Source organism: Brevundimonas sp. (genome assembly GCF_036676055.1).
Taxonomy (GTDB): Bacteria; Pseudomonadota; Alphaproteobacteria; order Caulobacterales; family Caulobacteraceae; genus Brevundimonas.
Genome location: NZ_JAKFDS010000029.1, coordinates 1 through 21,858 on the forward strand (window position 1 = coordinate 1; position 21,858 = coordinate 21,858).

Genomic DNA, 21,858 nt, shown 5'->3' on the forward strand with positions numbered 1-21,858 from the left:
CGTCGGCGATCCGGTCCACACCAAGATGATCTCGGACATGCTGCTGGAAGAGCACGGCGTCTACGTCCAGCCGATCAACTATCCGACCGTGCCCAAGGGCACCGAGCGGCTGCGCTTCACCCCGTCGCCCAACCACACCGACGCCATGATGGACGACCTCGTCCGCGCCATGGACCGGCTGTGGACTCACTGCAACGTGGCGCGGATGCCCGTGGCCGCCTAGGCTCCGGCCCGGTTCCGCACCAGATCCTCGACCACCGCGGGATCGGCCAGGGTCGAGGTGTCGCCCAGCGAACCGACCTCGTTCTCGGCGATCTTCCTCAGGATGCGCCGCATGATCTTGCCCGACCGGGTCTTGGGCAGGCCCGGCGCCCACTGGATCACGTCGGGCGCGGCGATCGGCCCGATCTCGCGGCGGACCTGGGCGATCAGCTCCCGCCGCAGCGCCTCGTCGGGCTCATAGCCGGCCGTCAGCGTCACATAGGCGTAGATGCCCTGCCCCTTGATGTCGTGCGGGAAGCCGACCACCGCCGCCTCGGCCACCGCCTCGTGCAGCACCAGGGCGCTCTCGACCTCGGCCGTGCCCATCCGGTGGCCCGAGACATTGATCACGTCATCGACCCGCCCGGTGATCCAGTAGTAGCCGTCAGCATCCCGCCGACAGCCGTCGCCGGTGAAATACTTGCCCGGATAGGCGCTGAAATAGGTGTCGAAGAAACGCTGGTGATCGCCCCAGACGGTGCGCATCTGCCCTGGCCAGCTGTCGGTGATGCACAGATTGCCCGACGCCGCACCCTCGAGCACTTCCCCATCTGCGTCGACCAGTTGCAGCTCCACCCCCGGCAGCGGCTTGGTCGCCGAGCCCGGCTTGAGGTCGGTGGCCCCCGGCAGCGGCGAGACTAGCACCCCGCCGGTCTCGGTCTGCCACCAGGTGTCGACGATCGGGCAGCGCCCCTCGCCCACCACCTCGTGATACCAGCGCCAGGCCTCCGGATTGATCGGCTCGCCGACGCTGCCGAGCAACCGCAGCGACTTGCGCGACGTCGCCTTCACCGGCCCGTCGCCCTCGCGCATCAGCGCCCTGAGCGCCGTCGGCGCGGTATAGAAGATCTCGACCTGATGCTTGTCGACCACCTGCCAGAAGCGGCTGTAATCCGGATAGTTGGGCACCCCCTCGAACATCAGGGTCGTCGCCCCATTGGCCAGCGGACCATAGACGCAATAGCTGTGGCCGGTGACCCAGCCGACGTCGGCGGTGCACCAGAACACCTCGCCCGGCCGGTAGTCGAACACCAGCTCGTGGGTCCAGGCCGCCCAGAACAGATAGCCGCCTGTGGTGTGCAGCACCCCCTTGGGCTTACCGGTCGAGCCCGAGGTGTAGAGGATGAACAGCGGGTCCTCGGCGTTCATCGGCTCGCACGGGCAGTCGTCCGACACGCCGTGTTTGGCCTCGCCGTAGCGCACGTCGCGGCCCTCGACGATCGGGATATCGGCGTTGGTGTGCGAGACCACCAGCACCTTTTCGACGATGGCCCCGGCCTCCTTCGCCAGCGCAGCGTCGACATTGGCCTTCAGAGGCACCCGTTTGCCGCCGCGCAGCCCCTCGTCGGCGGTGATCACCACCTTGGAGCCGCAGTCCTCGATCCGCCCGCTGAGGCTGTCCGGCGAAAAGCCGCCAAAGACCACCGAATGCACCGCCCCGATACGGGCGCAGGCCAGCATCGCAACAGCTGCTGCGGGGATCATCGGCAGGTAGATGGTCACCCGGTCGCCCTTCACGACCCCCAGCCCCTTCAGGACGTTGGCCATGCGGCAGACTTCGGCGTGCAGCTCGCGATAGCTCAGCTTCCCCGACTGGGCCGGGTCGTCGCCCTCCCAGATGATCGCCGTCTCGTCGCCGCGCGTTTCCAGATGCCGGTCGAGGCAGTTCCACGCCACATTCAGCACCCCGTCGGCGAACCAGCGGATGCGGAAGTCAGCCCGGTCGAAGGACACGTCCTTGATCGTCGTCGGCTGTGTCATCCAGTCCAGCCGTCGCGCCTGCTCGCTCCAGAAGGCCTCCGGCCGCTCCCGCGCCGCCGCCCTCGCGGTCTCGTAGCCGGCGGCGGTCATCCAGGCGCGCCGGGCCCATGCGGAGGGGACGGGGTAGACGTCGGTATCATGGGTCATGGCCGGCCGATGCTGCCCCCGCAGCCCGGCAGGGTCAACGCGGCGGCGGCGACCGTCAGGCCCCCGCCTTCGCCGCTGGCCGCGCCCGGCAGGCTTCCAGCCAGCGCGCCAGATGGACGAACTCCTCGGGCGGCCGGTAGCGGACCAGCCGCGCGAAATCGAGACCGACCACGGCGACGATGTCCGCAATGGTGAGCCGGTCCAGGGCCATGAACTCCCGCTCGGCCAGATGCCGGTCCAGCGTCTTCATGAAGCGCTCGGCCGCCGCCCGGTTGTATTCGGCCACCTGCGGCAGCTGGGTCGCCTCCAGCGCGGCCAGCGCCGGGTGCGAGTGGCGCACGCTCAGCATGATCGGATTGGCCAGGTAGAACTCGGCCCGCCGGGTCCACATCTCGACCACGGCCTGTTCGCGCGCGTCGTGCCCGAACAGATTCGGCTCGGGATACAGCCACTCCAGATAGCGGCCGATGGCGATCGATTCCGAGATCGTCGTGCCGTCGTCCAGCGTCAGCGACGGCAGATGCGGCGCCCCGACCCGCGCGCGATACTCCGGCGTCTTGTGCTCCCCCGCGAGGATATCGACTTCGATCACCTCGACGTCCTCAATGCCCTTCTCGGCCATGACCCAGCGCACCCGCCGGGGGTTAGGCGCGCGGTGGGACGTATAAAGCTTCATGTCGGGACTCCGTTGCTTTTCGCAACGCTACAGGCCGAAGATGCGCCCCGGCAAGGCCCCGACCACGCAGGCCGCCATGAGGGTGGCGAGGAAGCCGGCGAACAGGGCCTTCCAGACCAGACCCAGCACCTCCTCGCGCCGCTCGGGCATCAGCACGCTCAGCCCCGTCACGGTGATGCCGACCGAGCCGATGTTGGCGAAGCCGCACAGGGCGTAGGTCATCAGCATCCGCGTCCGCTCGCTCATCTCGGCGACCGGGACCTTGCCCAGTTCGATGAAGGCGACGAACTCGGTCAGGGTCAGCTTGACCCCCAGCAGCCACCCGGCCTTGCCCGCCTCGGACCACTCCACCCCGGTCAGCCAGGCCACCGGCATGAACAACCAGCCCAGCATCCGCTCGACCGTGACCTCACCGCCGAACAGCCAGAAGCCGCCCAGCATGACGTTGACCAGCGCCACCAGCGCCACGAACACGATCAGCACGGCCGAGATGTTCAGCACCACCATCAGGCCGTCGGCCGTGCCCTTGACGATGGCGTCGATGGCGCTGTCGTACTTGAGGGCGGAATCGTATTCCGCATGCGCCCCGCCCTGCCCCGGAGTCTCCGGGATCATGATCCGCGCCAGCAGGATCCCCGCCGGCGCCGAGACGATTGAGGCCACCAGCACATGGCCCGCGGCGTTCGGCAGCGTCGGCCCGAGGATGGCGGCGTAGGCCACCATGGTCGACCCCGCCACCGTCGCCAGCCCCACGACCATCATCAGGAACAGCTCGGACCGGGTCAGCTTGTCCAGATAGGCCCGGATCACGATCGGGCTCTCTATCATGCCCAAGAAGATGTTCGCCGCCACGGCCAGCGCCGACGCGCCGCCCAGCCCCATGGTGCGCTGGAACAGCAGGCCGAAACCGTGGGTGATCCACTTCAGCACCTTCCAGTGCCACAGCAGGGCCGACAGGGCCGAGATCACCAGGATCAGCGGCAGCACCTGAAAGGCGAAGGTGAACAGCGCGCCGTCATTGGTCACCGCATAGGGCTGGTCGCCCCCGGCCAGATAGCCGAACACGAACTGCGTCCCGCGCTGCGTCGCCGTATTCAGCCCGTCGACCGCGCCGGTGATCGCCGCCAGCACGGTCTGCGAGCCGGGAATGACGAACAGCGCCAGCACCAGCCCCGCCTGCACCGCGACTGCGCCCAGCGTCAGCTTCCACGGAAAGGCGCGCCGGTTCTCCGACAGGGCCCAGCACGCGGCGACGATGACAGCCAGCCCCAGCAGGCTCTGCAGGTTCAGGACGCTGAACATGGACGCATTTCCCCGATCCGGCTCCCCGCCGGCGTCCACCCGTTGAACGCCACGCGCCCGCGATTGGCAAGCCGCGCTTTGGCTCGTTTCCCGCCCTGAATCCGTCGTGATCGGCGCGCGTCATCACGAAACCGTGATCAGCACGGGACAGGGAGAGACAAGATGCGCAAGGCTCTGATGCTCGCCGCGGCGAGCCTGCTGGTGTTGGGCGCCTGCCAGGAGGCGGAGCGAACCGCCCAGGCCGGCCATGCGGAAAAAGCAGCCTCCGCCTCCGCCCCCGCCGCCGCAGACGCCGCCTCGTCCCGAACGCCGGGCGCCGCGCCCGTCGGCGCCGCCCCGTCCGCCCCGATCGCGAAGATCGCCTACGCCTTCAGCTACGTCATGTCCGTGCCGCGCGACCGCGGGGCCGAGCTGATGAGCCGCCATGAGCTGGCCTGCGCCTCGGCGGGGGCCGGCTATTGCCAAGTCGTCTCGGCCCGGGCCGACTGGACGGCCCGCGAGCCCGGAGGCCGCCTGGAGCTGCGCGGCCAGCCCGACTGGATCAATCGCTTCCGCAGCCAGCTGGCGCTGGACGCGCAGAACGCCGGGGGTCGGCTCGACAGCGCCGTCACCGAGGGCGAGGACGTCACCGGCGGCCTCGACTCTGCCCGGACGGGCGCGGAGACCACCGCCTCGCTCGCCGAGCGCATCCGCGATCTGCAGGCCCGTCGCGGCGGAACGCTGGAGCAGCGGCTGGAGATCGAACGCCAGCTCGCCGAGCTTCAGCGTCAGCACGACGCGCAACAACTGGAGCTTCGCGCCCTAAACGACCGGGTCCAGAGCGCCTGGCTGACCCTCGACTACCGCCAGGGCGGCGTCATGGCGGCCGACAGCCCGACCCGGCCGGTCGCGCGCGCGCTGTCCGACGCCTTCGGCCTGTCCATGGGCATGCTCGCCCTGCTGATCACCCTGGGCTCGGTCCTGTTGCCGGTGGCGGTGATCGGCGGGGCCGTCTGGTGGGGCATTGTGAGGCGGCGGTCGGCCGCTGGACTGGGCGCTCCATCCCCCGCGAATAGTGATTGATAATGCGAATGCTTCGCATTAGTGGTGCGGGACCAGCCCTCTTCCATTGGTCGACCACGCATGCGCCTGCTCCTGACTGCCACCACCGTCCTCCTCGCCATTCCCGGCCTCGCCGTCGCCCAGGACGCTGACGCGGAGCTGCCCCCGATTCTCGTCACGGGCGAGAGCCGGGGCTATCGGGCGATCGATTCGGTCACGGCGACCAAGACGGACACGCCGCTGCTGAACGTGCCCCAGAGCGTCAACGTCGTGACGCGCGCACAGCTGGACGATCAGGCGTTGCGCAGCCTCGGCGAGTTGCTGCGCTACGTGCCGGGAACGACGGTGGGCCAGGGCGAAGGCAATCGTGACCAGATCACCCTTCGCGGCCAGAACACTACGGCCGACTTCTTCCTCGACGGCGTGCGCGACGACACCCAGTATTTCCGCGGTCTCTACAATCTCGAGCGGGTGGAGGTGCTCAAGGGGCCCTATGCCCTGATCTTCGGCCGCGGCGGCGGCGGCGGCATCATCAACCGGGTGCAGAAGACCCCGAGCGCCGGCGGCGCCTTCGCCTCGGGCCGCGCGAGCGCCAACAGCTTCGGCGCGTGGGACGTTTCAGCGGACCTGAACGCACCGATCAGCGCCATGGCGGCGGTTCGGCTCAACGGTGTCTATGAGCGGCTCGACAATCACCGCGACCACTTCGAAGGCGAGCGGTACGCGGTAAACCCCTACCTGGCGGCGGAACTCGGCTCCGGCTGGCGCGCGGGCCTCTCATACGAGTACGTCAACGACGATCGCGTCGTCGACCGCGGAGTCCCGTCGTTGGGCGGCGCGCCGCTCACCGACTATCGCGACCGGTTCTTCGGCGTTCCGGGCGTGAACCGCACGACCCTGGAGGCGCACATAGCGAAACTCCGTATCGACGGCGCCCTTTCGAACGATATCGAGGTTTCAACCACGATACTCTATGGCGACTACGACAAGATCTACACCAACGCCTTCGCCAACGGGCCGGCTTCCTCCCAGACCGGTACGGTCCCGCTGGCGGCGTACACCGACCCCACCAGACGGCAGAACCTGCTGATCCAGAGCAACCTCGTCTGGGACGTGTCAGGAGGGGGGATGACCCATAAGGTCCTGTTCGGCTTTGAGTACGGCGACCAGGACTCCGCCAACCAGCGCCGCAACGGCGTCCTGTCCAGCTCCACCCTGAGCTTGGCCAATCCGGTCTTCCCGACGGTGACGTTCCCGGCGCTCAGCCGCGACACGGTCTCGAACGTCGAGTCGGTCTCGGCCTATGTCCAGGACCAGATCAGCCTTGGCGACCAGCTTCAGGTCGTCGCGGGCCTGCGATACGACCGTTTCGACATCACTGGCGTCGACCTGCAACCCACCCCGGATCGCCCCTTCGCGCGGCTTGACGAAAAGGTCTCCCCGCGGCTGGGGCTGATCTACAAACCGCGCCCCGAGGTGTCGATCTACGGCAGCTACAGCCAGTCATTCCTGCCCCGCTCGGGCGACCAGTTCCTTTCCCTGTCGATGACCCAGCAGAATCTGGAGCCCGAGGAGTTCACCAACCACGAGATCGGCGCGAAATGGGACATTCGGCCGAACCTCAACGTCACGGCGGCCCTCTTCCGGCTGGACCGGACGAATGCGACCACTCCGGATCCGCAGAACCCCACCGTCACGATTAACGTAGGCGAGACCCGCACCGAGGGTCTTGAACTGGCGGTGACCGGTCGCGTTCGGCCCAATTGGCAGGTCAGCGGCGGTTACGCCTGGCTCGACGCCCGCCTGCAGGGCAATGACTCGGTTCGTCTGGGCCAGACGCCGGAACACCAATTCAGTCTGTGGAACCGCTATGATGTGAACCGCCGGCTGGGCTTCGGCCTCGGCGTCATCCACCAGGCTGCCCAGTATGCGGCCATCCGGACCTCGTCGGCGACGACGCGGTTGCCCGCCTTCACCCGCGTCGACGCCGCCGCCTTCTATCAGGTCAACGACGACGTCGAGCTTCAGCTAAACATCGAAAACCTGTTCGACACGACGTATTTCCCGGACGCGCACAACAATAACAACATCTCGACCGGGGCGCCGCTCAACGCCCGGCTGACCCTCAGCGCCCGATTCTAGTTACTGGCGCCGCACCAGCCGGCCGTAGTCTTCCATCAGGCCCAGGCTCAGGGCGCCGGGGGTGAAGCGGTATTCGCCGATCTCGCTCACCGGCGTCACCTCGGCGGCCGTGCCGGTCAGGAAGCATTCGCTGAAGGTCGCCAGCTCTTCCGGGCGGATGTTGCGCACCACGACCTCGATGCCCTTGGCCTTCGCCATCTCGATGACCGTCTGGCGGGTGATGCCGTCCAGAATGGCGTCGACCGGCGGGGTGTGCAGCACGCCGTCCTGGACGAAGAAGACGTTGGCCCCGGTCGCCTCGGCGACATAGCCGCGCCAGTCCAGCATCATCGCGTCGGCGTAGCCGCGCCGCTCCGCCGCTGTCTTCGACATGGTGCAGATCATGTAGAGGCCGGCCGCCTTGGCTGCCGACGGCGCCGTGGCCGGGTCGGGCCGGCGCCATTTCGACCATTCCAGCCGTATCCCCCGGGCCTTGGTCTCGGGGTCGAAATAGCTGGGCCATTCCCACACGGCGATGGCGACGCGGACCTTGTTGTGGATGGCCGAGACGCTGACCGCCTCCGGTCCGAGGAAGGCCACCGGCCGGACGTAGCAATCTTCCAGCCCCATCTTTTCGCAGGTCGCCTTGCAGGCCGCATCGATCTCCGCCACGCTATAGGGAAGGTCGAAATCCAGCAGGTTTGCAGAGCGCTTCAGGCGTTCGCTATGCGGGGTCAGCTTGAAGATTTCGCCGCCGTACATACGCTCACCCTCGAACACCGACGAGCCATAGTGAAGGGCATGGGTCAGAACGTGCGTTTTCGCGTCCCTCCAGGGCACGAAATCGCCGTCCATCCAGATCCAGCCGTCACGATCGTCGAAAGGAACGAAGGCCATTGAAGAACATCTCCCGCGTCTGCCCTTGGGTTAGACCTCCCCGGACCGCCCAGGTCAACGCCTCCCCGGCCAACGGAGCCGCCGCCGCATGACCGACGTGCGTCCCCATGGCCGGTCCGGCCCGATCGCCGGCCCCGGCGCCGGCCGCCACCTGCTGGTTGTCGACGACGACGACCGCATTCGCGAGCTGCTGAAGGAATTCCTCGCGCGCGAGGGCTACCGCGTCACCGGCGCCGCCCACGCGGCCGCGGCCAAACGGCTGATGGAGCTGATCGAGTTCGATCTCGTGGTGCTCGACGTGATGATGCCCGGCGAAAGCGGCTTCGACCTGACCACCTGGGTCCGATCCAAGGCCGAGACCTCGAAGACGCCGGTCCTGCTATTGACCGCGCGCGGCGATCCGGACGACCGCATCGAGGGGCTGTCCCGCGGCGCCGACGACTACATGTCCAAACCGTTCGACCCGCGCGAACTGGCCCTGCGCGTCGACGCCATCCTGCGCCGCACCGGCGGCAAGCCGCTGACGCCCCGCGAGATCAAGCTCGGTCCGGCCGTGTTCGACATGGAGCGGCTGGAGCTGTCGAAGGACGGCAAGCCCCAGCGCCTGACCGAGGCCGAGGCTCAGTTGCTGAAGACCCTGGCCATCCACGCCCACGCCCCGGTCGAGCGCATGAGCCTGTCGCCCGACACCGCCGACATCACCGGCCGCGCCGTCGATGTCCAGGTGACCCGCCTGCGCCGCAAGCTGGAAGCCGATCCCAAGAACCCGCGCTATCTCCAGACAGTGCGGGGCGTCGGCTACATGCTGGCCCCGGACTGATGGTTCGCCCATGAGGCTGCTTCCCGCCGGCGTCTGGGCTCGGGTGCTGAAGCGGCGCCTGCCGACCTCGCTGTGGGGCCGGTCGCTGCTGATCATCGTCCTGCCGGTGCTGGTCATGCAGGTGGCCGTCACCTGGGCGTTCTTCGACATGCACTGGCAGACGGTGACCGCCCGCCTGTCCGAGGGGCTGGCCGGCGATGTCGCCTGGGCCTCGGAGAGCTATGCCGAGGATCCAACGCCCCGGAACCTGGCCGTCATCGCCGACCGGGCCCAGCGCTCGATGTCCCTGTCGGTCGACCTGCGCGAGGGCGACGTTCTGCCCGACGAGCCGGACCGCGGTCCCATCGGCGTGGTCGACCGGACCCTCGAGGAGGCCCTGACCTCACGGGTCGATCGTCCCGTCTGGTTCTCCACCACGCGGTATCCCGCCTATGTCGACATCAGGGTGCAGCTCGACGACGGCGTGATGCGCATCATCGCCCCGCGGGAACGCGCCGTGGCGACCCAGGCCCATATCTTCGTCGTCTGGCTGGCGATCGCCACCATCCTGCTGATGGGCGTCGCAATCCTGTTCATCCGCAATCAGGTCCGCGCTATCGAGCGACTGGCGGAAGCGGCCGAAGCCTTCGGCCGCGGCGAGGCCCGCGAGCGGTTCAAACCCCACGGAGCCAGGGAGGTTCGCGCGGCCGCCAGGGCCTTCATGGACATGCGCGACCGCATCCAGCGCCATATCGACCAGCGCACCGCCCTGCTCGCCTCCGTCAGCCACGACCTGCGCACCCCCCTGACCCGGCTGCGGCTGGAGCTGGCTCTCGCTCCGCCGTTCAAGCGGGCCTCTGCCATGCAGGGTGATCTCGACGAGATGGAGCACATGATCGACGAATACCTCGCCTTCGCCCGCGGCGAGGCCGGCGAAGCGGCGCAGACGGTCTCCATCCCCGACCTGCTGGCGGTCGCGGCCGAGGACGCGCGCCGCGCCGGGGCCGAGGTCGAGATCCAGGTCGCCGACGATCTCGTGGCCAGCCTGCGCCCCCTGGCCATCAAGCGCGCCCTGGCCAATCTGGCCGGCAACGCCGCCGCCCATGGGGAGCATGTCCGCCTTGCCGCCCGGGCCCTGCCCTCGGGCGGGCTCGAGATCACCGTCGAGGACGACGGACCCGGCATTCCCGACGACATGCACGAGGAGGCCTTCCGGCCCTTCTCCCGCCTCGACGCCTCGCGCAACCAGAACCGCAAGGGCGTCGGACTGGGCCTGGCCATCGCCCGGGACGTGGCGCGGAGCCACGGCGGCGACATCGCCCTCGACCGCAGCGAGCTGGGCGGCCTGCGCGCCATCATCCGCCTGCCCGGCTGAGCCGATCACAAATCGTGGCGTCCCACTGGCGAAGCGGAGCCGCAGGGCGCATCTTCGATCCGACAGGGTTCTGGAGGACACGATGCGCAGACTCGCCTTTCTCGCTCCCCTCGGCGCCGTTCTGGCGGTCGCCGCCGGCCCGGCCGCGGCCGATCCCGCCTCGGTCAGCGTCACCCTCGGCGCAGACCTTCAGGACAAGGTCCGCGAGCTGGGCGAACGCGACGTCCGCGATCAGGCCGACCGCCTGGCCGAGGTCGTCCGCCGCGCCCTCGCCCGCAGCGGAGGCCTGGACGGGGCCCGGGTCGATCTGGTCCTGACCGACCTCAAGCCCAACCGTCCGACCTTCGAGCAGATGGCGCATCAGCCGGGCCTCGACGGTCACCGCAGCATTTCTATCGGCGGCGCCGCCATCGAAGGTCAGATCACCACCGCCGACGGCCAGGTGCTGCCGATCCGCTACGACTGGTATTCGAACAGCATCGCCGAGGTTCGCGGCTTCACCACCTGGCAGGACGCCGACCGCGCCTACCAGCGTCTGGCCTCGCATCTGGTCGACGGGCGCTACGTCACCCGCTGATCGCCCTCGCCCGTTCGACGGCGGCCCTGACCGCGGCTTCGGCGGCCCGGTCGAGGTCGCCGCCCGCTTCCATGGCGTCCAGTCCGGCCCGGGTCGTGCCGCCCGGCGAGGCGATGCGGGCGATCAGGGCCTCGAGCGACGCCCCCGTCTCCGCCCCGGCCCCGGCGGATCTCAGCGCCCCCCGCGCCAGCCGTTGGGCGGCTTCGGCCGATAGCCCGCGCTGCTCCCCGGCCCGGGCCAGGGCCTGGCCGAAGGCGTAGACGAAGGCCGGCGCCGAACCGGCCACCGCCGTCGCCGCGTCCATCAGCGCCTCCCTGTCCAGATCCACCACATCGGCGATGGCGTCGAACAGCCGGCGTCCCGCTTCCCGGGCGCCGGGGTCGGCCGACCACAGGGCGGCGACGCCCCGGGCCTGCGCCACGGCGGTCGTCGGCATGACCCGGGCCACGGGTCGACCGGACAGGGCGGCGATCTCCTCCGCCTTCACCCCGGCCATCACGGAAATGATCGGCGCCCCGGGCGACAGGTCTTCCAGCAGCGGCCCCAGCGCCTCGCGCCAGGAGGCCGGCTTGACCGCCAGCACCAGCGCCCCCGCCCCCGACAGGGCGCCGGTCAGCGGATTGACGCGCGCGCCCAGCGCCCGCGCCGCCTCGGCGGCCGGCTTGGTCGATGGCGTGAGGATGATCAGGTCGGCCGGCGCGACCGTCGCCGTCGTCAGCCAGCCTTCCAGAATGGCCGACCCCAGCCGCCCGCACCCCACGAGAACCACAGCGCCCTTCGGATGCGGGTCCGCCATGGGCCTCAGGCCGTGCCGACGGTCTCGAACAGGCAGGAGTCGATCGCCTCCTGCGGCTTCTTGTTGCCGCGGATCATGAAGTCGAAGGCGGGATAGTAGCGGTCCGCCGCTTCGACCGCCGCGTCGATCATCGACGCCGCCTGGCCCAGCGTCGGCCGCTCGCCCATCGGCAGGGCCAGCGAATGACGGAACACGATCTCGCCGTCCTCGGCCCAGACCTCGAAATGGCCCATCCAGGTGCGCTGGTTGATCAGGCCGACCAGTTCATAGGCCGCGGCCCGGCGCGCCTTCGAGGCCTGCAAGTCCAGGGCGCAGCACAGCTGCAGACAATCGCCCTCGGGGCGCCAGGCGAACCACAGCTCATAATCCTTCCAGTCCCCCGCCAGGGCGAAGGCGAGATCGCCCTCGTCGGTGCGGTCGAACGGCAGGTTTTCGGCCACCAGAACGTGCTCCACGACATCCAGAGGATCGTAGGGGAGCTCAACTTCTTCGGGCCGGGCGGTGTTCATCAAGGCGTCTCCGGGCGCGACTCACGCCCTCTCGGTAAACGGTAGGCGGGTTCGCAGATTCGGCTCAACCGGCTGCGTCCTGTGCGGGAGAAGCCGCTGTGGACGTTCCCTTTTGAGGCTTCCTGGCCGCTTTCAGGGTCGCGATTTCCGCCCGCAGCGCCGCGATCTCGGCCTTCAGGGCGTCGAACTCGTCGCGCCGGACCAGGTCCATATCGGCGGCGAACCGGTCGGCCTGGGCGCGGAAGGCGGTCTTCGCCTCCTCGCCGGCGGCCTGGGCCAGTCCCATCGCGCCGGTGGTCAGCTTGGCGAACTCGTCGAGGATGGGATTGCGCGTCTGCATTGGAACTCTCCGACTCGGGCAAGCGACGTCGTTAACCATGGTTGCCCGATATGGTGAACGAAACCTTGCTGTCGAGGTTGGATATGGCGGGATTTGGGCGGACCGCCTTGCGGAAATTTCAGGGACGGGCGCGGCGACGCTTGCTACACCCCGTCCCGGAACGCCTTGAGGAGCGCCCGTGCAATTTCCCGACATCGACCCCGTCTGGTTCCAGATCGGCCCGTTCTTCGGTCTGGGGCCGCTTGAAATCCGCTGGTACGCCCTGGCCTATGTGGCGGGCATCGTCCTGGGCTGGTGGTATGCGAACCGCCTCGCCCGCAACAACGCCCTCTGGAAGCCCGGCAAGCCGCCGGTCACCACGCTTCAGCTGGACGACCTGGTGCTGTGGATCACCCTCGGCATCATCCTTGGCGGCCGCTTCGGCTACGCCCTGTTCTACAAGCCGGAGCTCTATGCCCAGCTCGTCGGCGGACCGGACAATATGGCCCTGTTCCGGCTGTGGGACGGGGGCATGTCGTTCCATGGCGGCCTGATCGGCGTCACCCTCGCGATCGTCTGGTTCGCCCGCAAGAACAGGATCCGCCTGCTCAGCCTCGGGGACCTGGTCGCGCCGGTCGTGCCGCTGGGCCTTTTCTTCGGCCGCATCGCCAACTTCATCAACGGCGAGCTGTGGGGCCGCCCGACTGACGCGCCGTGGGGCATGGTCTTCTGCAACGACACCATCCTGAACCTCTATGGCCAGTGCCCCGCCGGCCTCGTGCCCCGCCACCCCAGCCAGCTTTATGAAGCCGCGCTCGAAGGAATCGCCCTGGCGGTCATTCTGTGGCTCGCCGTGTTCAAGGGCCGGTTGCTGGCCAAGCCGGGCTATGTCACCGGCCTGTTCCTGTTCGGCTACGGCCTCGTCCGCGCCTCGCTGGAGAACGTGCGTCAGCCGGACTTCGGCATGGAGAATCTGCCGCTGGGTCTGACCATGGGCATGATGCTGTCGATTCCGATGATGCTGATCGGCGCCTGGCTCATCTGGCGCGCCTGGAGTCGACCGCCCGTGGCCGCGGAGGACTGAGTTGTCGCTCGGGGACCGGCTGGCGCGCGAGATCGCCCTGACCGGGCCGATGACGGTCGCCGACTACGTCACCCGCTGCCTGCACGATCCGCAGGGCGGCTACTACGCGACCCGTCCTGCCATCGGCGCGACGGGCGACTTCATCACCGCGCCGATGATCAGCCAGATGTTCGGCGAACTGATCGGCCTGTGGGCGGTCGAGCTGTGGGAGCGGCTCGGCGCGCCCGAGCGGGTTCGGCTGGTCGAGGTGGGCCCCGGCGACGGCACGCTGATGGCCGACGCCCTGCGCGCCGCCCGGCTGGCGCCCGACTTCCTGCGGGCGGTCGATCTGGTCCTGATCGAGCCCAGCCCGCCCCTGCGCGAGGCCCAGGCCCGGATGCTAGCCGGCAGCGACGTCCACCCGCGCTGGGTCGCCTCGCTGGACCGGATCGAGACCGACGCCCCGGTGATCCTGATCGCCAATGAGGTGCTGGACTGCCTCCCCGCCCGCCAGTTCGTGAAGACGGAAGAGGGCTGGGCCGAGCGCTGCGTCGGCGTCACCGAAGACGGCGCCCTGACCTTCGGATTGAAGACCATCACCGGCGGCTTCAAACGCCCCGCCTTCGCGGTCCAGCCCGGCCAGACGGTGGAAATCTCCGAACAGCAGGCGGTGTTCGGCCGTGAGGTCGCGGCGCTGATCAAGGCCGCATCCGGCGCCGCCCTGCTGATCGACTACGGCCGCGCCCGCCCGGAGGCCGGCGACACGCTGCAGGCCCTGCGCCGACACCAGAAAGTCGATCCGCTGGCCACGCCGGGCGAGGCCGACCTGACCCAGTGGGCCGATTTCCCGACCGTCCTGGAGGCCGCCGTCCACGCCGGCGCCGACGTCACCGGGACCATGAGCCAGGGCGAATTCCTCGGCCTGCTCGGCATCGAGGCCCGGGCCGACCGGCTCAAGCAGGGCCGTCCCGACGCCGCGCCGGTGATTGACCGCCAACTGGCCCGACTGACCGCCGACGACCAGATGGGCGCCCTGTTCAAGGTTTGCGCGATCTTTTCGCCCCGCAGCCTGGTTGTACCGGGGTTCGAGGACTGACAACCATGACCCTGCACCCCATCACCCACCCCCTGCTGGACGGCCACGGCCTCCGCCACGGCTTCTTCACGCGGCAGGGCGGCGTCTCCACCGGTCTCTACGACGGCCTGAATACCGGCGTCGGCTCGAATGACGATCCCGCCGCCGTGGCCGAGAACCGCCGCAGGGTCGCGGCCCATCTGGGCGGAACCGCCGACGACATCGCCGCCTGCTACCAGATCCATTCCGCCGTGACCCGGGTCGCGGAGGCGGGCTGGAAGGGCGAACGGCCTGAGGGCGACGCCGTCGTCGCGGCGGCTCCCGGCGTGATCTGCGCCGTCCTGACCGCCGACTGCGCCCCGGTGCTGCTGGCCGACGCCGAGGCGGGCGTGGTCGGCGCGGCCCATGCGGGCTGGAAGGGCGCCTTGGGCGGGATCATCCATTCGACCGTGGCGTCGATGGAGGCCCTGGGCGCCCGCCCCGCCCGCATGGTCGCCGTGATCGGCCCGTGCATCGCCCGGGAAAGCTATGAGGTCGGCGCCGACTTCCAGGATCGCTTCGACCACCACGATCCGGGCAGCGGCCGCTTCTTCGCCCCCGGCGCAGGGCCCGACAAGCGGCTGTTCGACCTGCCCGGCTATGTTCTGTGGAGGCTGGAGCAGGCCGGGGTCGCCGATGCCGCCTGGACCGGCGACGACACGCGCACGGATCCGGCGCGGTTCTATTCGAACCGCAGGGCGCATCTGGACGGAGAGCCGGACTTCGGCCGGCTGATGAGCGCGATCAGCCTCGGCTGATCAGGGGGCTGTTCAGCCCGCCATCGCCATTTCGGGCACGCGGGTCGTCTCGCGCCACGCCTGCGGATTGGCCAGCAGTTCGCGGACCAGCAGGTTGTTGATGGCGTGGCCCGCCTTGACGCCCTCGTAGCGGCCCAGCAGCGGCGCGCCCAGCACGTACAGGTCGCCGATGGCGTCCAGCGCCTTGTGCTTGACGAACTCGCGCTCCATCCGCAGCCCGCTGGGGTTCAGGATCTGATCGCCGTCGATGACCACGGCGTTCTCCAGCGAACCGCCGCGCGCCAGACCGGCCTTGCGCAGGGCCTCGACCTCATGGGCGAAGCCGAAGGTGCGGGCGGCCATGATCTCGTCGCGGAAGGTCTGCTCGTCCACCACGAAGTCGACCACCTGGTTGCCGATCACCGGGGTCGGGAAGTCGATTTCGAAACGCATCTCGTAGCGGTCGCAGGGCAGCAGGGTCGCGCTCTTGTCGCCCTCCTGCACCCGGATCGGCTCGAGGATCTCGATATAACGGACCGGCGCTTCCTGGGGACGGAAGCCCGCGCGATCCAGCAGCTGCACGAACTGCAGCGCCGAACCGTCGAGGATCGGCAGCTCGGGCCCGTCCACCTCGACCACGGCGTTGGACACGCCCAGGGCCGAGAAGGCGGCCATCAGGTGCTCGATGGTCGACAGGCGCACGCCGGCGGCGTTCTCGATCATGGTGTTCAGGCGCGCGTCGACGACGGCCTCGCCCGAGACAGGGATACGGTTGTCGCGGTCCTTGATGTCGGTGCGGACGAAGACGATCCCCGTGCCGACCGGAGCCGGACGCACGGCCAGACGCACCCGGTCGCCCGTGTGCACGCCCACGCCGGCGATGATCGCGGGCGCGACGGTCGTCTTCTGGTGATGGTCGTTGCGGACCGGCAAAACTCAAACTCGCTTCAAATCGACCCCGCCTCTGCGTGCGGAGTTCGCCCCACGAACCGTCTAGCGGGGGTGTCGCAAGACTGAAATGAAAGTCGGGTTTCCGATTGTTTCGTTAACGGGAGGCAACAGGCGGCAGGCGCCCGGCAGCTGGGTGTGCGTCACGCGCCCTCCCGGGAAAGCGAAAGGGCGGCCCTGCGGCCGCCCTTCCCTACTGTCTGTGGCCTGATGCCTGTCGCCTGAACCCTAGTTGGCGAGGCGGCGCAGGAAGGACGGGATTTCCAGATCGTCCTCGGCCTGGCCCTGTTCGGGCTCCGGCATCGGCTGAACCTGGCTCGTCGAGCGCATCTCGGTCGTACGCGACTGGGACGGGTAGGTCGGCTGGGTCGGCTGGCGCTTGCCGCGGCCGAACAGGCTCCAGCCCGACTTGCGGTGATCCCGGTCGTCGTGGTCGTCGTAGGCCGGCTCCTCGCGGCGCGACTCCGGTTCGGCGGCCGGACGCTCGGCGGCGCGATCCATATAGAGGTCGCCCTGGGCGGCCGGAGCCGTGGTCCGGGCGGCGGTGCGCGGCGAGGACTCATACTCCTCGACCCACGGATCGACGATCGGCTCCAGCGTGCGGTCCTCGGCGACGTGGATGACCGGCTCGGGCCGGGGCTCGGGCGCGCGGGCGACGGCGCCGTAGGTCGGCTGGCTCGACTGGAAGGTCGGCACGATGGGCGCCGGCTCGGGCTGACGCGGGGCCTCGGCGCGGCCGAACTCACGGGCCGGTTCACGCACGGTCTCCTGACGCACCGGCTCGGCGCGCGAGGCGGCGTAGGACGGAGCCGGACGGCGGGTGTCGAACGGCGCGGTCGCGGTCGAGGCCGGCGTCTGGGCCGCGGCCAGGTCTTCCATGCCGGTAGCGACGACGGAGACGCGGATCTTGCCGTCCAGGGCCGGGTCGAAGGCGGCGCCGAAGATGATGTTGGCGTCCGAGTCCACCTCGCCGGCGATGGCGTTGGCGGCCTCGTCGACTTCCAGCAGGGTCATGTCCATGCCGCCGGTGATGTTCACCAGCACGGCCTTGGCGCCCTTCAGCGAGGTCTCGTCTAGCAGCGGGTTGGCGATCGCGTTCTGGGCGGCCTGCAGGGCGCGGTCCTCCCCCGAGGCCTCGCCCGTGCCCATCATCGCCTTGCCCATTTCGGACATGACGGCGCGGACGTCGGCGAAGTCGAGGTTGATCAGGCCCGGCAGGATCATCAGGTCGGTGATCGAGCGCACGCCCGAGTGCAGCACCTGGTCGGCCATGCCGAAGGCGTCGGCGAAAGTGGTGCGCTCGTTGGCGACGCGGAACAGGTTCTGGTTCGGAATGACGATCAGGGTGTCGACGTAGCGCTGCAGCTCGGCGATGCCCGCGTCGGCCAGACGCATGCGATGGCGGCCTTCGAAGGTGAAGGGCTTGGTCACCACGCCGACGGTCAGGATGCCGCGGTCACGGGCGCATTTGGCGATGACGGGGGCCGCGCCGGTGCCGGTGCCGCCGCCCATGCCGGCGGTGATGAAGACCATGTGGGCGCCGTCGAGGTGCCCGTAGATCTCCTCGGCCGATTCCTCGGCGGCGTTCATGCCGACCTCGGGGTGGGCGCCGGCGCCCAGGCCCTGGGTGATGGTCTCGCCCAGCTGGACGCGGCGGTCGGTCTTGGCGAACGACAGATGCTGGGCGTCGGTGTTGGCGACGACGAACTCGACCCCTTCGAGGCCGGCGTCGATCATGTTGTTGACGGCGTTGCCGCCGGCCCCGCCGACGCCGAAGACGACGATACGGGGCTTCAGTTCCGTGTGTTGCGGACGCACCAACGAGAGAGACATATTCTTATCCGACCTTATCCGACCCTGCCCTTGAACGCCGCCAATGCGAAAACCCCGCCGATTCGCATTGGTTATGAGCGCGTTAAGGAAACACCCCATCTGCTTAAGGGAGTGTTACCGGATAGTCTGAGTCGGGGCGTGAGCCACGGAAATCGTTAACCTTCGCCGCAGTTTTCCATCCCCGCGAACGAAAAAGGGCGGCTCTCGCGAGCCGCCCTTTCCGTCTTGATGGCGGTGTCCGCTTAGTACGGACGGTAGTTCAGGCCCACGAAGAAGCGCGTGCCGTAGGGGTCGAAGTTGCTGAACAGAGCCGTGCCCAGGTAGGCGGGCTGTTCGGCGTCGAACGCGTTGACCACACCGAAGCGCATCGAGAGATCATCACGGACATTGTAGCGGACCGTGAAGTCGTGACGGGCGAAGTTGCCGGTGTTGTAGGTGTCGTACGGACGGGTGTCGATGTTTCCGGTCTGAACCTGGTCGCGGATCCGGGCGCTGTCCTGGGCGGTCTGCCAGTCCATCGTCCAGTTGACGCTCCAGATGTCGTTCGGAACCCAGGTCAGCGACGAGGTCATCCGGACGCGCGGGTAGAAGACGTTCGACGACAGTTCGGTGAAGTTGGCCGCGTTGGCCGGATCCAGGAACTGCTTCTGCTCGATCAGCCACAGGCCGCCCAGGCTGTAGTTCAGGCGACCCCAGTTGCGGCCGAAGACTTCCTCGGTGTCCAGCGAGTAGCGGGCGGAGAAGTCCAGACCACGGGTCTTGAGCGACGCATAGTTGATCGAGCTCTGGATGAAGCCGCCGATCGGGTCGCCCGACGGAGCGCCGAGGTAGAACTCGCGGCCCGGGGTCGGGTCACGACGGAACAGCAGGCCGCAGGTCTGCGGATCCAGGCTGGGCCCGTTGACGCAGAGGTTGGACATCGTCTGGGCGCTCACCGACGCGATGACGTCGGAGATCTCGATCTCGTAGTAGTCGAGGACCAGCGAGAAGTTCGGGAAGAACCGCGGCTGCAGGACGGTCGAGAAGGTGAAGCTTTCCGACTCTTCCGGGCGCAGCAGGGCGTTGCCGCCGTTCACGCCCGCGATGCCCGAGCCGTAGACCGGGTTGTAGTCGTCGACGTTGGTCGCCGTGGTGCCCGCGAAGTCGAACGCCAGCGCCGTGCCGTTGTCGGCATTGTACTGGTTCAGCAGCGTCTGGCAGTTCGCGATCCGGTTGGTGCGGATCTCAGCCGTCTGCGCCGCGATGTTCAGCGTGGCGCAGGGATCGACGTAGGCGTTGGCGAACGTCTGGCTGTAGGGCGCGAAGTTCTCGTTCAGGTTCGGCGCGCGGAACGAGGTGTTGAAGCTCGTCTTGAAGGTGATGTCCTGGATCGGCCGGTACATCAGGTTCACGCCGTAGACGTCGCCGTCGCCCGCCGTGGTGTAGTCGAACGCGCGGTAGGAGCCGCTCAGTTCGGCGTACTCGCCCATCCAGCTGTCACGCATCAGCGGGATCGACACTTCGGCGAACCACTCTTCCGACTCGTACTCGGCTCCGGCGAAGTCAGCGCCCGTGTTCAGGAACAGCAGACGGTCGCCGGTGGTGGCGCTGCGGCCCACGCCCTCGGTGTATTCGCGGCGGTATTCCGCGCCGACGGCGACGCCGATCTCACCCGCGCCCCAGAGGTCCCAGAGCTGGCCGGAGACGGCGGCGACCGCCTGCTCCTGCTCGTTGGTGTGGCTGACGGTGATCGCCGCATCCACATAGGCCAGGCCTTCTTCGCTCTGGTTGCCGGCGCCGAACACGTTCAGCGGAACGCACTCGTTGAGGGCGCGCGTGCCTTCAGCGCTGTCGGTCAGGAGACCGCCGCGGAAATAGTCGTCCAGGTCGCCGCCGGTGGCCTGGATCAGCTTGGCGCGGCAGACGATCTCGCCCGGGGTGCCGTTGACGGCGCCCGCGACGTCGACGACGGCGTCGGCCGCGAGAGCGAACCGCTGCACGTCCACGCCGCGCTCGACGTTCCGGTTGCGAGCCTCGCCTTGGGTGTAGGACAGGCTCCAGTCGATGTTCTTGATGAAGGCGAACTGATCGAAATCACCGTCCAGGGCGACCACGAAGCGCTCGACTTCGCGGTGGTTGTCCTGGCTGCGATCGGGTCCGAACATCGAGTGACGGGCCCAGGCGCGCGCCACCGGCGCCAGCGGCGTGCCCGGAGTGGTCGGGTTGGCCGTGTAGTTGGTGACGGTGTTGGCGGCGATCGCGGCCTTCACATTGGCCGGCAGGAAGGCGTTGTCCGAGTAGCGCAGGTCGAACTGGCTGGTGGCCCGGATCGGGTTCGTCCAGTTGGCCGCATAGGTGGCGTTGCTCAGGAAGATATCGAAGAACACCGGCTGGCTGATGTCGAAGGTGTCTTCCTCGATCATCTTGTATTCGACGCTCAGGTCGACGTTATCCATGACGGCGAAGTTGGCGCCGACCTGATAGCGCTGCGAGGTCGATTGCGGAACGCGGCTGTCCTGACCGAAGCGTGACGGATTTTCGCCGTCGCCGCCGATGTTCAGGGTGCGGTTCGAACCGACGGTGCCGATGCGCTGGCCGAAGTTGGCGAGGCGGGCGGTCGGGCCCTCGTAGACGTAGGTCTTGGTCGGGTCGAGCGAATAGCAGTTGGAGCTGGTCAGCGACGTACAGTTGGCCAGCGGCACATCCGGGTCGTTCAGCGGGCTCGGCTGCTGGGCGTTGGCGAGGGTCGTCTGGCCCCAGCGCGGACGCGACAGGGTGGTCAGGCCGCTGAACACGGCGTTGTCCAGCATGCCGTCGTTCACCGCGGTGGTCGGGTCGGCGTCGATGCCGACCAGGGCCCGCGAGTCTTCCAGCCAGTCGATGTCGAGCGACTCGACCATGTCGATGTCTTCGTACTCGCCGAAGGCATAGACGTTCAGGCGGTCGTCCAGCAGGTTCATGCCGGCCAGGGCCGAGATGCGCTTGTTAGCCTGGCCGTCCTGGTTGATCATGCCGTAGTTGGCGTCGACTTCCAGACCTTCGAAGTCGCGGCGCAGGTTGAAGTTCAGCACGCCGGAGACGGCGTCGGCGCCGTACACGGACGAGGCGCCGCCGGTGATGATCTCGATGTTCTGGATCAGCAGGCGGGGGATGGAGTCGATGTCGACCGCCAGGTTGCCTTGAGCGGCGCCGACGTGGCGGCGGCCATCAACGAGAACCAGGGTGCGGCCGCTGCCCAGCGAGCGCAGGTTGGCGAAGGACAGACCGCCGTCGTTCAGGTTCGAACCCGTGGTGTCCGACGGAACCAGCGAGTTCGACAGCGCCGGGATGGTGGCCAGATAGTCGATCACGGTGGACTGACCGGTGGTCAGCAGTTCCTCGCCGGTGACCTGGATCAGCGGGGTCGGAGCGTTGGTCGGGTCACGACGGATACGCGAGCCGGTGACGACGACTTCCTCGATTTCCGTCGTCTCCTGGGCCTGCTGGCCGGTGACGGTGACGCCAGGAACCTGGGTCTCCTGGGCCAGGGCCGGAGCCGCGGCGGCCATGACGCCCGCTAGGATCGTCGTGCCGAAAAGAAACTTGCGCTTGAGAAGCATTGGA

The 21,858-nt window shown here is 68.5% G+C and carries 19 protein-coding genes; 9 read left to right on the top strand and 10 right to left on the bottom strand.

All coding sequences use genetic code 11. The annotated features are described in order from the left end of the window. A partial coding sequence (locus tag V6M45_RS05055) for an aminotransferase class I/II-fold pyridoxal phosphate-dependent enzyme (RefSeq protein WP_332654524.1) occupies positions 1-223 on the top strand: 223 nt, incomplete at its 5' end. On the opposite strand, the gene acs is transcribed toward V6M45_RS05055, so the two are convergent. The 3 genes from acs to V6M45_RS05070 are packed head-to-tail and all read right to left on the bottom strand — an operon-like array spanning position 220 to position 4,147. Further along, entirely contained in the window at positions 220-2,169 is a 1,950-nt protein-coding gene (gene acs, locus V6M45_RS05060) for an acetate--CoA ligase (protein ID WP_332654525.1), read from the bottom strand. The genes V6M45_RS05055 and acs overlap by 4 nt on opposite strands. Positions 2,170-2,224: 55 nt before the next feature. Continuing rightward, positions 2,225-2,845, bottom strand: coding sequence for a glutathione S-transferase family protein (locus V6M45_RS05065; RefSeq protein ID WP_332654526.1), 621 nt, complete (start codon positions 2,843-2,845; stop codon positions 2,225-2,227). Between the two features lie 27 nt (positions 2,846-2,872). Next, the gene (locus tag V6M45_RS05070) at positions 2,873-4,147 is read right to left on the bottom strand and encodes a NupC/NupG family nucleoside CNT transporter (RefSeq protein ID WP_332654527.1); all 1,275 of its coding nucleotides are present in this window, start codon (positions 4,145-4,147) and stop codon (positions 2,873-2,875) included. Positions 4,148-4,309: 162 nt separating this feature from the next. Here V6M45_RS05070 and V6M45_RS05075 point away from each other — a divergent pair, with 162 nt between their 5' ends. Both V6M45_RS05075 and V6M45_RS05080 read left to right on the top strand, forming a co-directional pair. Beyond that, the gene (locus V6M45_RS05075) at positions 4,310-5,209 is read left to right on the top strand and encodes a DUF4349 domain-containing protein (protein ID WP_332654528.1); all 900 of its coding nucleotides are present in this window, start codon (positions 4,310-4,312) and stop codon (positions 5,207-5,209) included. Positions 5,210-5,269: 60 nt separating this feature from the next. Then, a complete protein-coding gene (locus V6M45_RS05080) occupies positions 5,270-7,330 on the top strand; it encodes a TonB-dependent receptor (protein WP_332654529.1) in 2,061 nt (686 codons plus the stop codon). On the opposite strand, the gene V6M45_RS05085 is transcribed toward V6M45_RS05080, so the two are convergent. Beyond that, positions 7,331-8,206 carry a branched-chain amino acid aminotransferase gene (locus V6M45_RS05085; RefSeq protein WP_332654530.1) on the bottom strand — a complete coding sequence of 292 codons (876 nt, stop codon included), beginning with the start codon at positions 8,204-8,206 and terminating at the stop codon, positions 7,331-7,333. It lies immediately after the preceding gene. Between the two features lie 88 nt (positions 8,207-8,294). On the opposite strand from V6M45_RS05085, the gene V6M45_RS05090 reads away from it, so the two are divergent. From V6M45_RS05090 to V6M45_RS05100, 3 genes are all read left to right on the top strand, one after another. After that, the gene (locus V6M45_RS05090) at positions 8,295-9,026 is read left to right on the top strand and encodes a response regulator transcription factor (protein WP_332654531.1); all 732 of its coding nucleotides are present in this window, start codon (positions 8,295-8,297) and stop codon (positions 9,024-9,026) included. Between the two features lie 10 nt (positions 9,027-9,036). After that, positions 9,037-10,380: an ATP-binding protein gene (locus V6M45_RS05095; protein ID WP_332654532.1), complete on the top strand. Its 1,344-nt coding sequence runs from the start codon at positions 9,037-9,039 to the stop codon at positions 10,378-10,380. An 82-nt stretch (positions 10,381-10,462) separates the two neighbouring features. Further along, the gene (locus V6M45_RS05100) at positions 10,463-10,957 is read left to right on the top strand and encodes a hypothetical protein (protein WP_332654533.1); all 495 of its coding nucleotides are present in this window, start codon (positions 10,463-10,465) and stop codon (positions 10,955-10,957) included. On the opposite strand, the gene V6M45_RS05105 is transcribed toward V6M45_RS05100, so the two are convergent. From V6M45_RS05105 to V6M45_RS05115, 3 genes are all read right to left on the bottom strand, one after another. Next, positions 10,947-11,753, bottom strand: a complete 807-nt coding sequence (locus tag V6M45_RS05105; protein WP_332654534.1) for a pyrroline-5-carboxylate reductase family protein — start codon at positions 11,751-11,753, stop codon at positions 10,947-10,949. The genes V6M45_RS05100 and V6M45_RS05105 overlap by 11 nt on opposite strands. Positions 11,754-11,758: 5 nt before the next feature. After that, positions 11,759-12,262 (bottom strand): YbjN domain-containing protein, encoded by a 504-nt coding sequence (locus tag V6M45_RS05110; RefSeq protein WP_332654535.1) that lies wholly within the window; start codon positions 12,260-12,262, stop codon positions 11,759-11,761. A gap of 64 nt (positions 12,263-12,326) precedes the next feature. Next, entirely contained in the window at positions 12,327-12,602 is a 276-nt protein-coding gene (locus V6M45_RS05115; RefSeq protein WP_332654536.1) for an accessory factor UbiK family protein, read from the bottom strand. A 178-nt stretch (positions 12,603-12,780) separates the two neighbouring features. Here V6M45_RS05115 and lgt point away from each other — a divergent pair, with 178 nt between their 5' ends. From lgt to pgeF, 3 genes are read left to right on the top strand one after another with little or no spacing between them, the layout of a single operon-like run. Next, a complete protein-coding gene (lgt, locus tag V6M45_RS05120) occupies positions 12,781-13,665 on the top strand; it encodes a prolipoprotein diacylglyceryl transferase (RefSeq protein WP_332654537.1) in 885 nt (294 codons plus the stop codon). A 1-nt stretch (position 13,666) separates the two neighbouring features. Further along, a complete protein-coding gene (locus tag V6M45_RS05125; protein WP_332654538.1) occupies positions 13,667-14,740 on the top strand; it encodes a class I SAM-dependent methyltransferase in 1,074 nt (357 codons plus the stop codon). A 5-nt stretch (positions 14,741-14,745) separates the two neighbouring features. After that, positions 14,746-15,516 carry a peptidoglycan editing factor PgeF gene (gene pgeF, locus V6M45_RS05130; protein ID WP_332654539.1) on the top strand — a complete coding sequence of 257 codons (771 nt, stop codon included), beginning with the start codon at positions 14,746-14,748 and terminating at the stop codon, positions 15,514-15,516. 12 nt (positions 15,517-15,528) lie between these two features. Here pgeF and lpxC read toward each other — a convergent pair whose 3' ends face one another. The 3 genes from lpxC to V6M45_RS05145 all read right to left on the bottom strand — a co-directional run bounded on the left by lpxC (position 15,529) and on the right by V6M45_RS05145 (position 21,854). Next, a complete protein-coding gene (lpxC, locus tag V6M45_RS05135) occupies positions 15,529-16,428 on the bottom strand; it encodes a UDP-3-O-acyl-N-acetylglucosamine deacetylase (protein WP_332654540.1) in 900 nt (299 codons plus the stop codon). Positions 16,429-16,671: 243 nt separating this feature from the next. Beyond that, positions 16,672-18,276, bottom strand: a complete 1,605-nt coding sequence (gene ftsZ / locus V6M45_RS05140) for a cell division protein FtsZ (protein WP_332654541.1) — start codon at positions 18,274-18,276, stop codon at positions 16,672-16,674. Between the two features lie 242 nt (positions 18,277-18,518). Continuing rightward, positions 18,519-21,854, bottom strand: a complete 3,336-nt coding sequence (locus V6M45_RS05145) for a TonB-dependent receptor domain-containing protein (RefSeq protein WP_332654542.1) — start codon at positions 21,852-21,854, stop codon at positions 18,519-18,521. Positions 21,855-21,858: the final 4 nt, after the last annotated feature.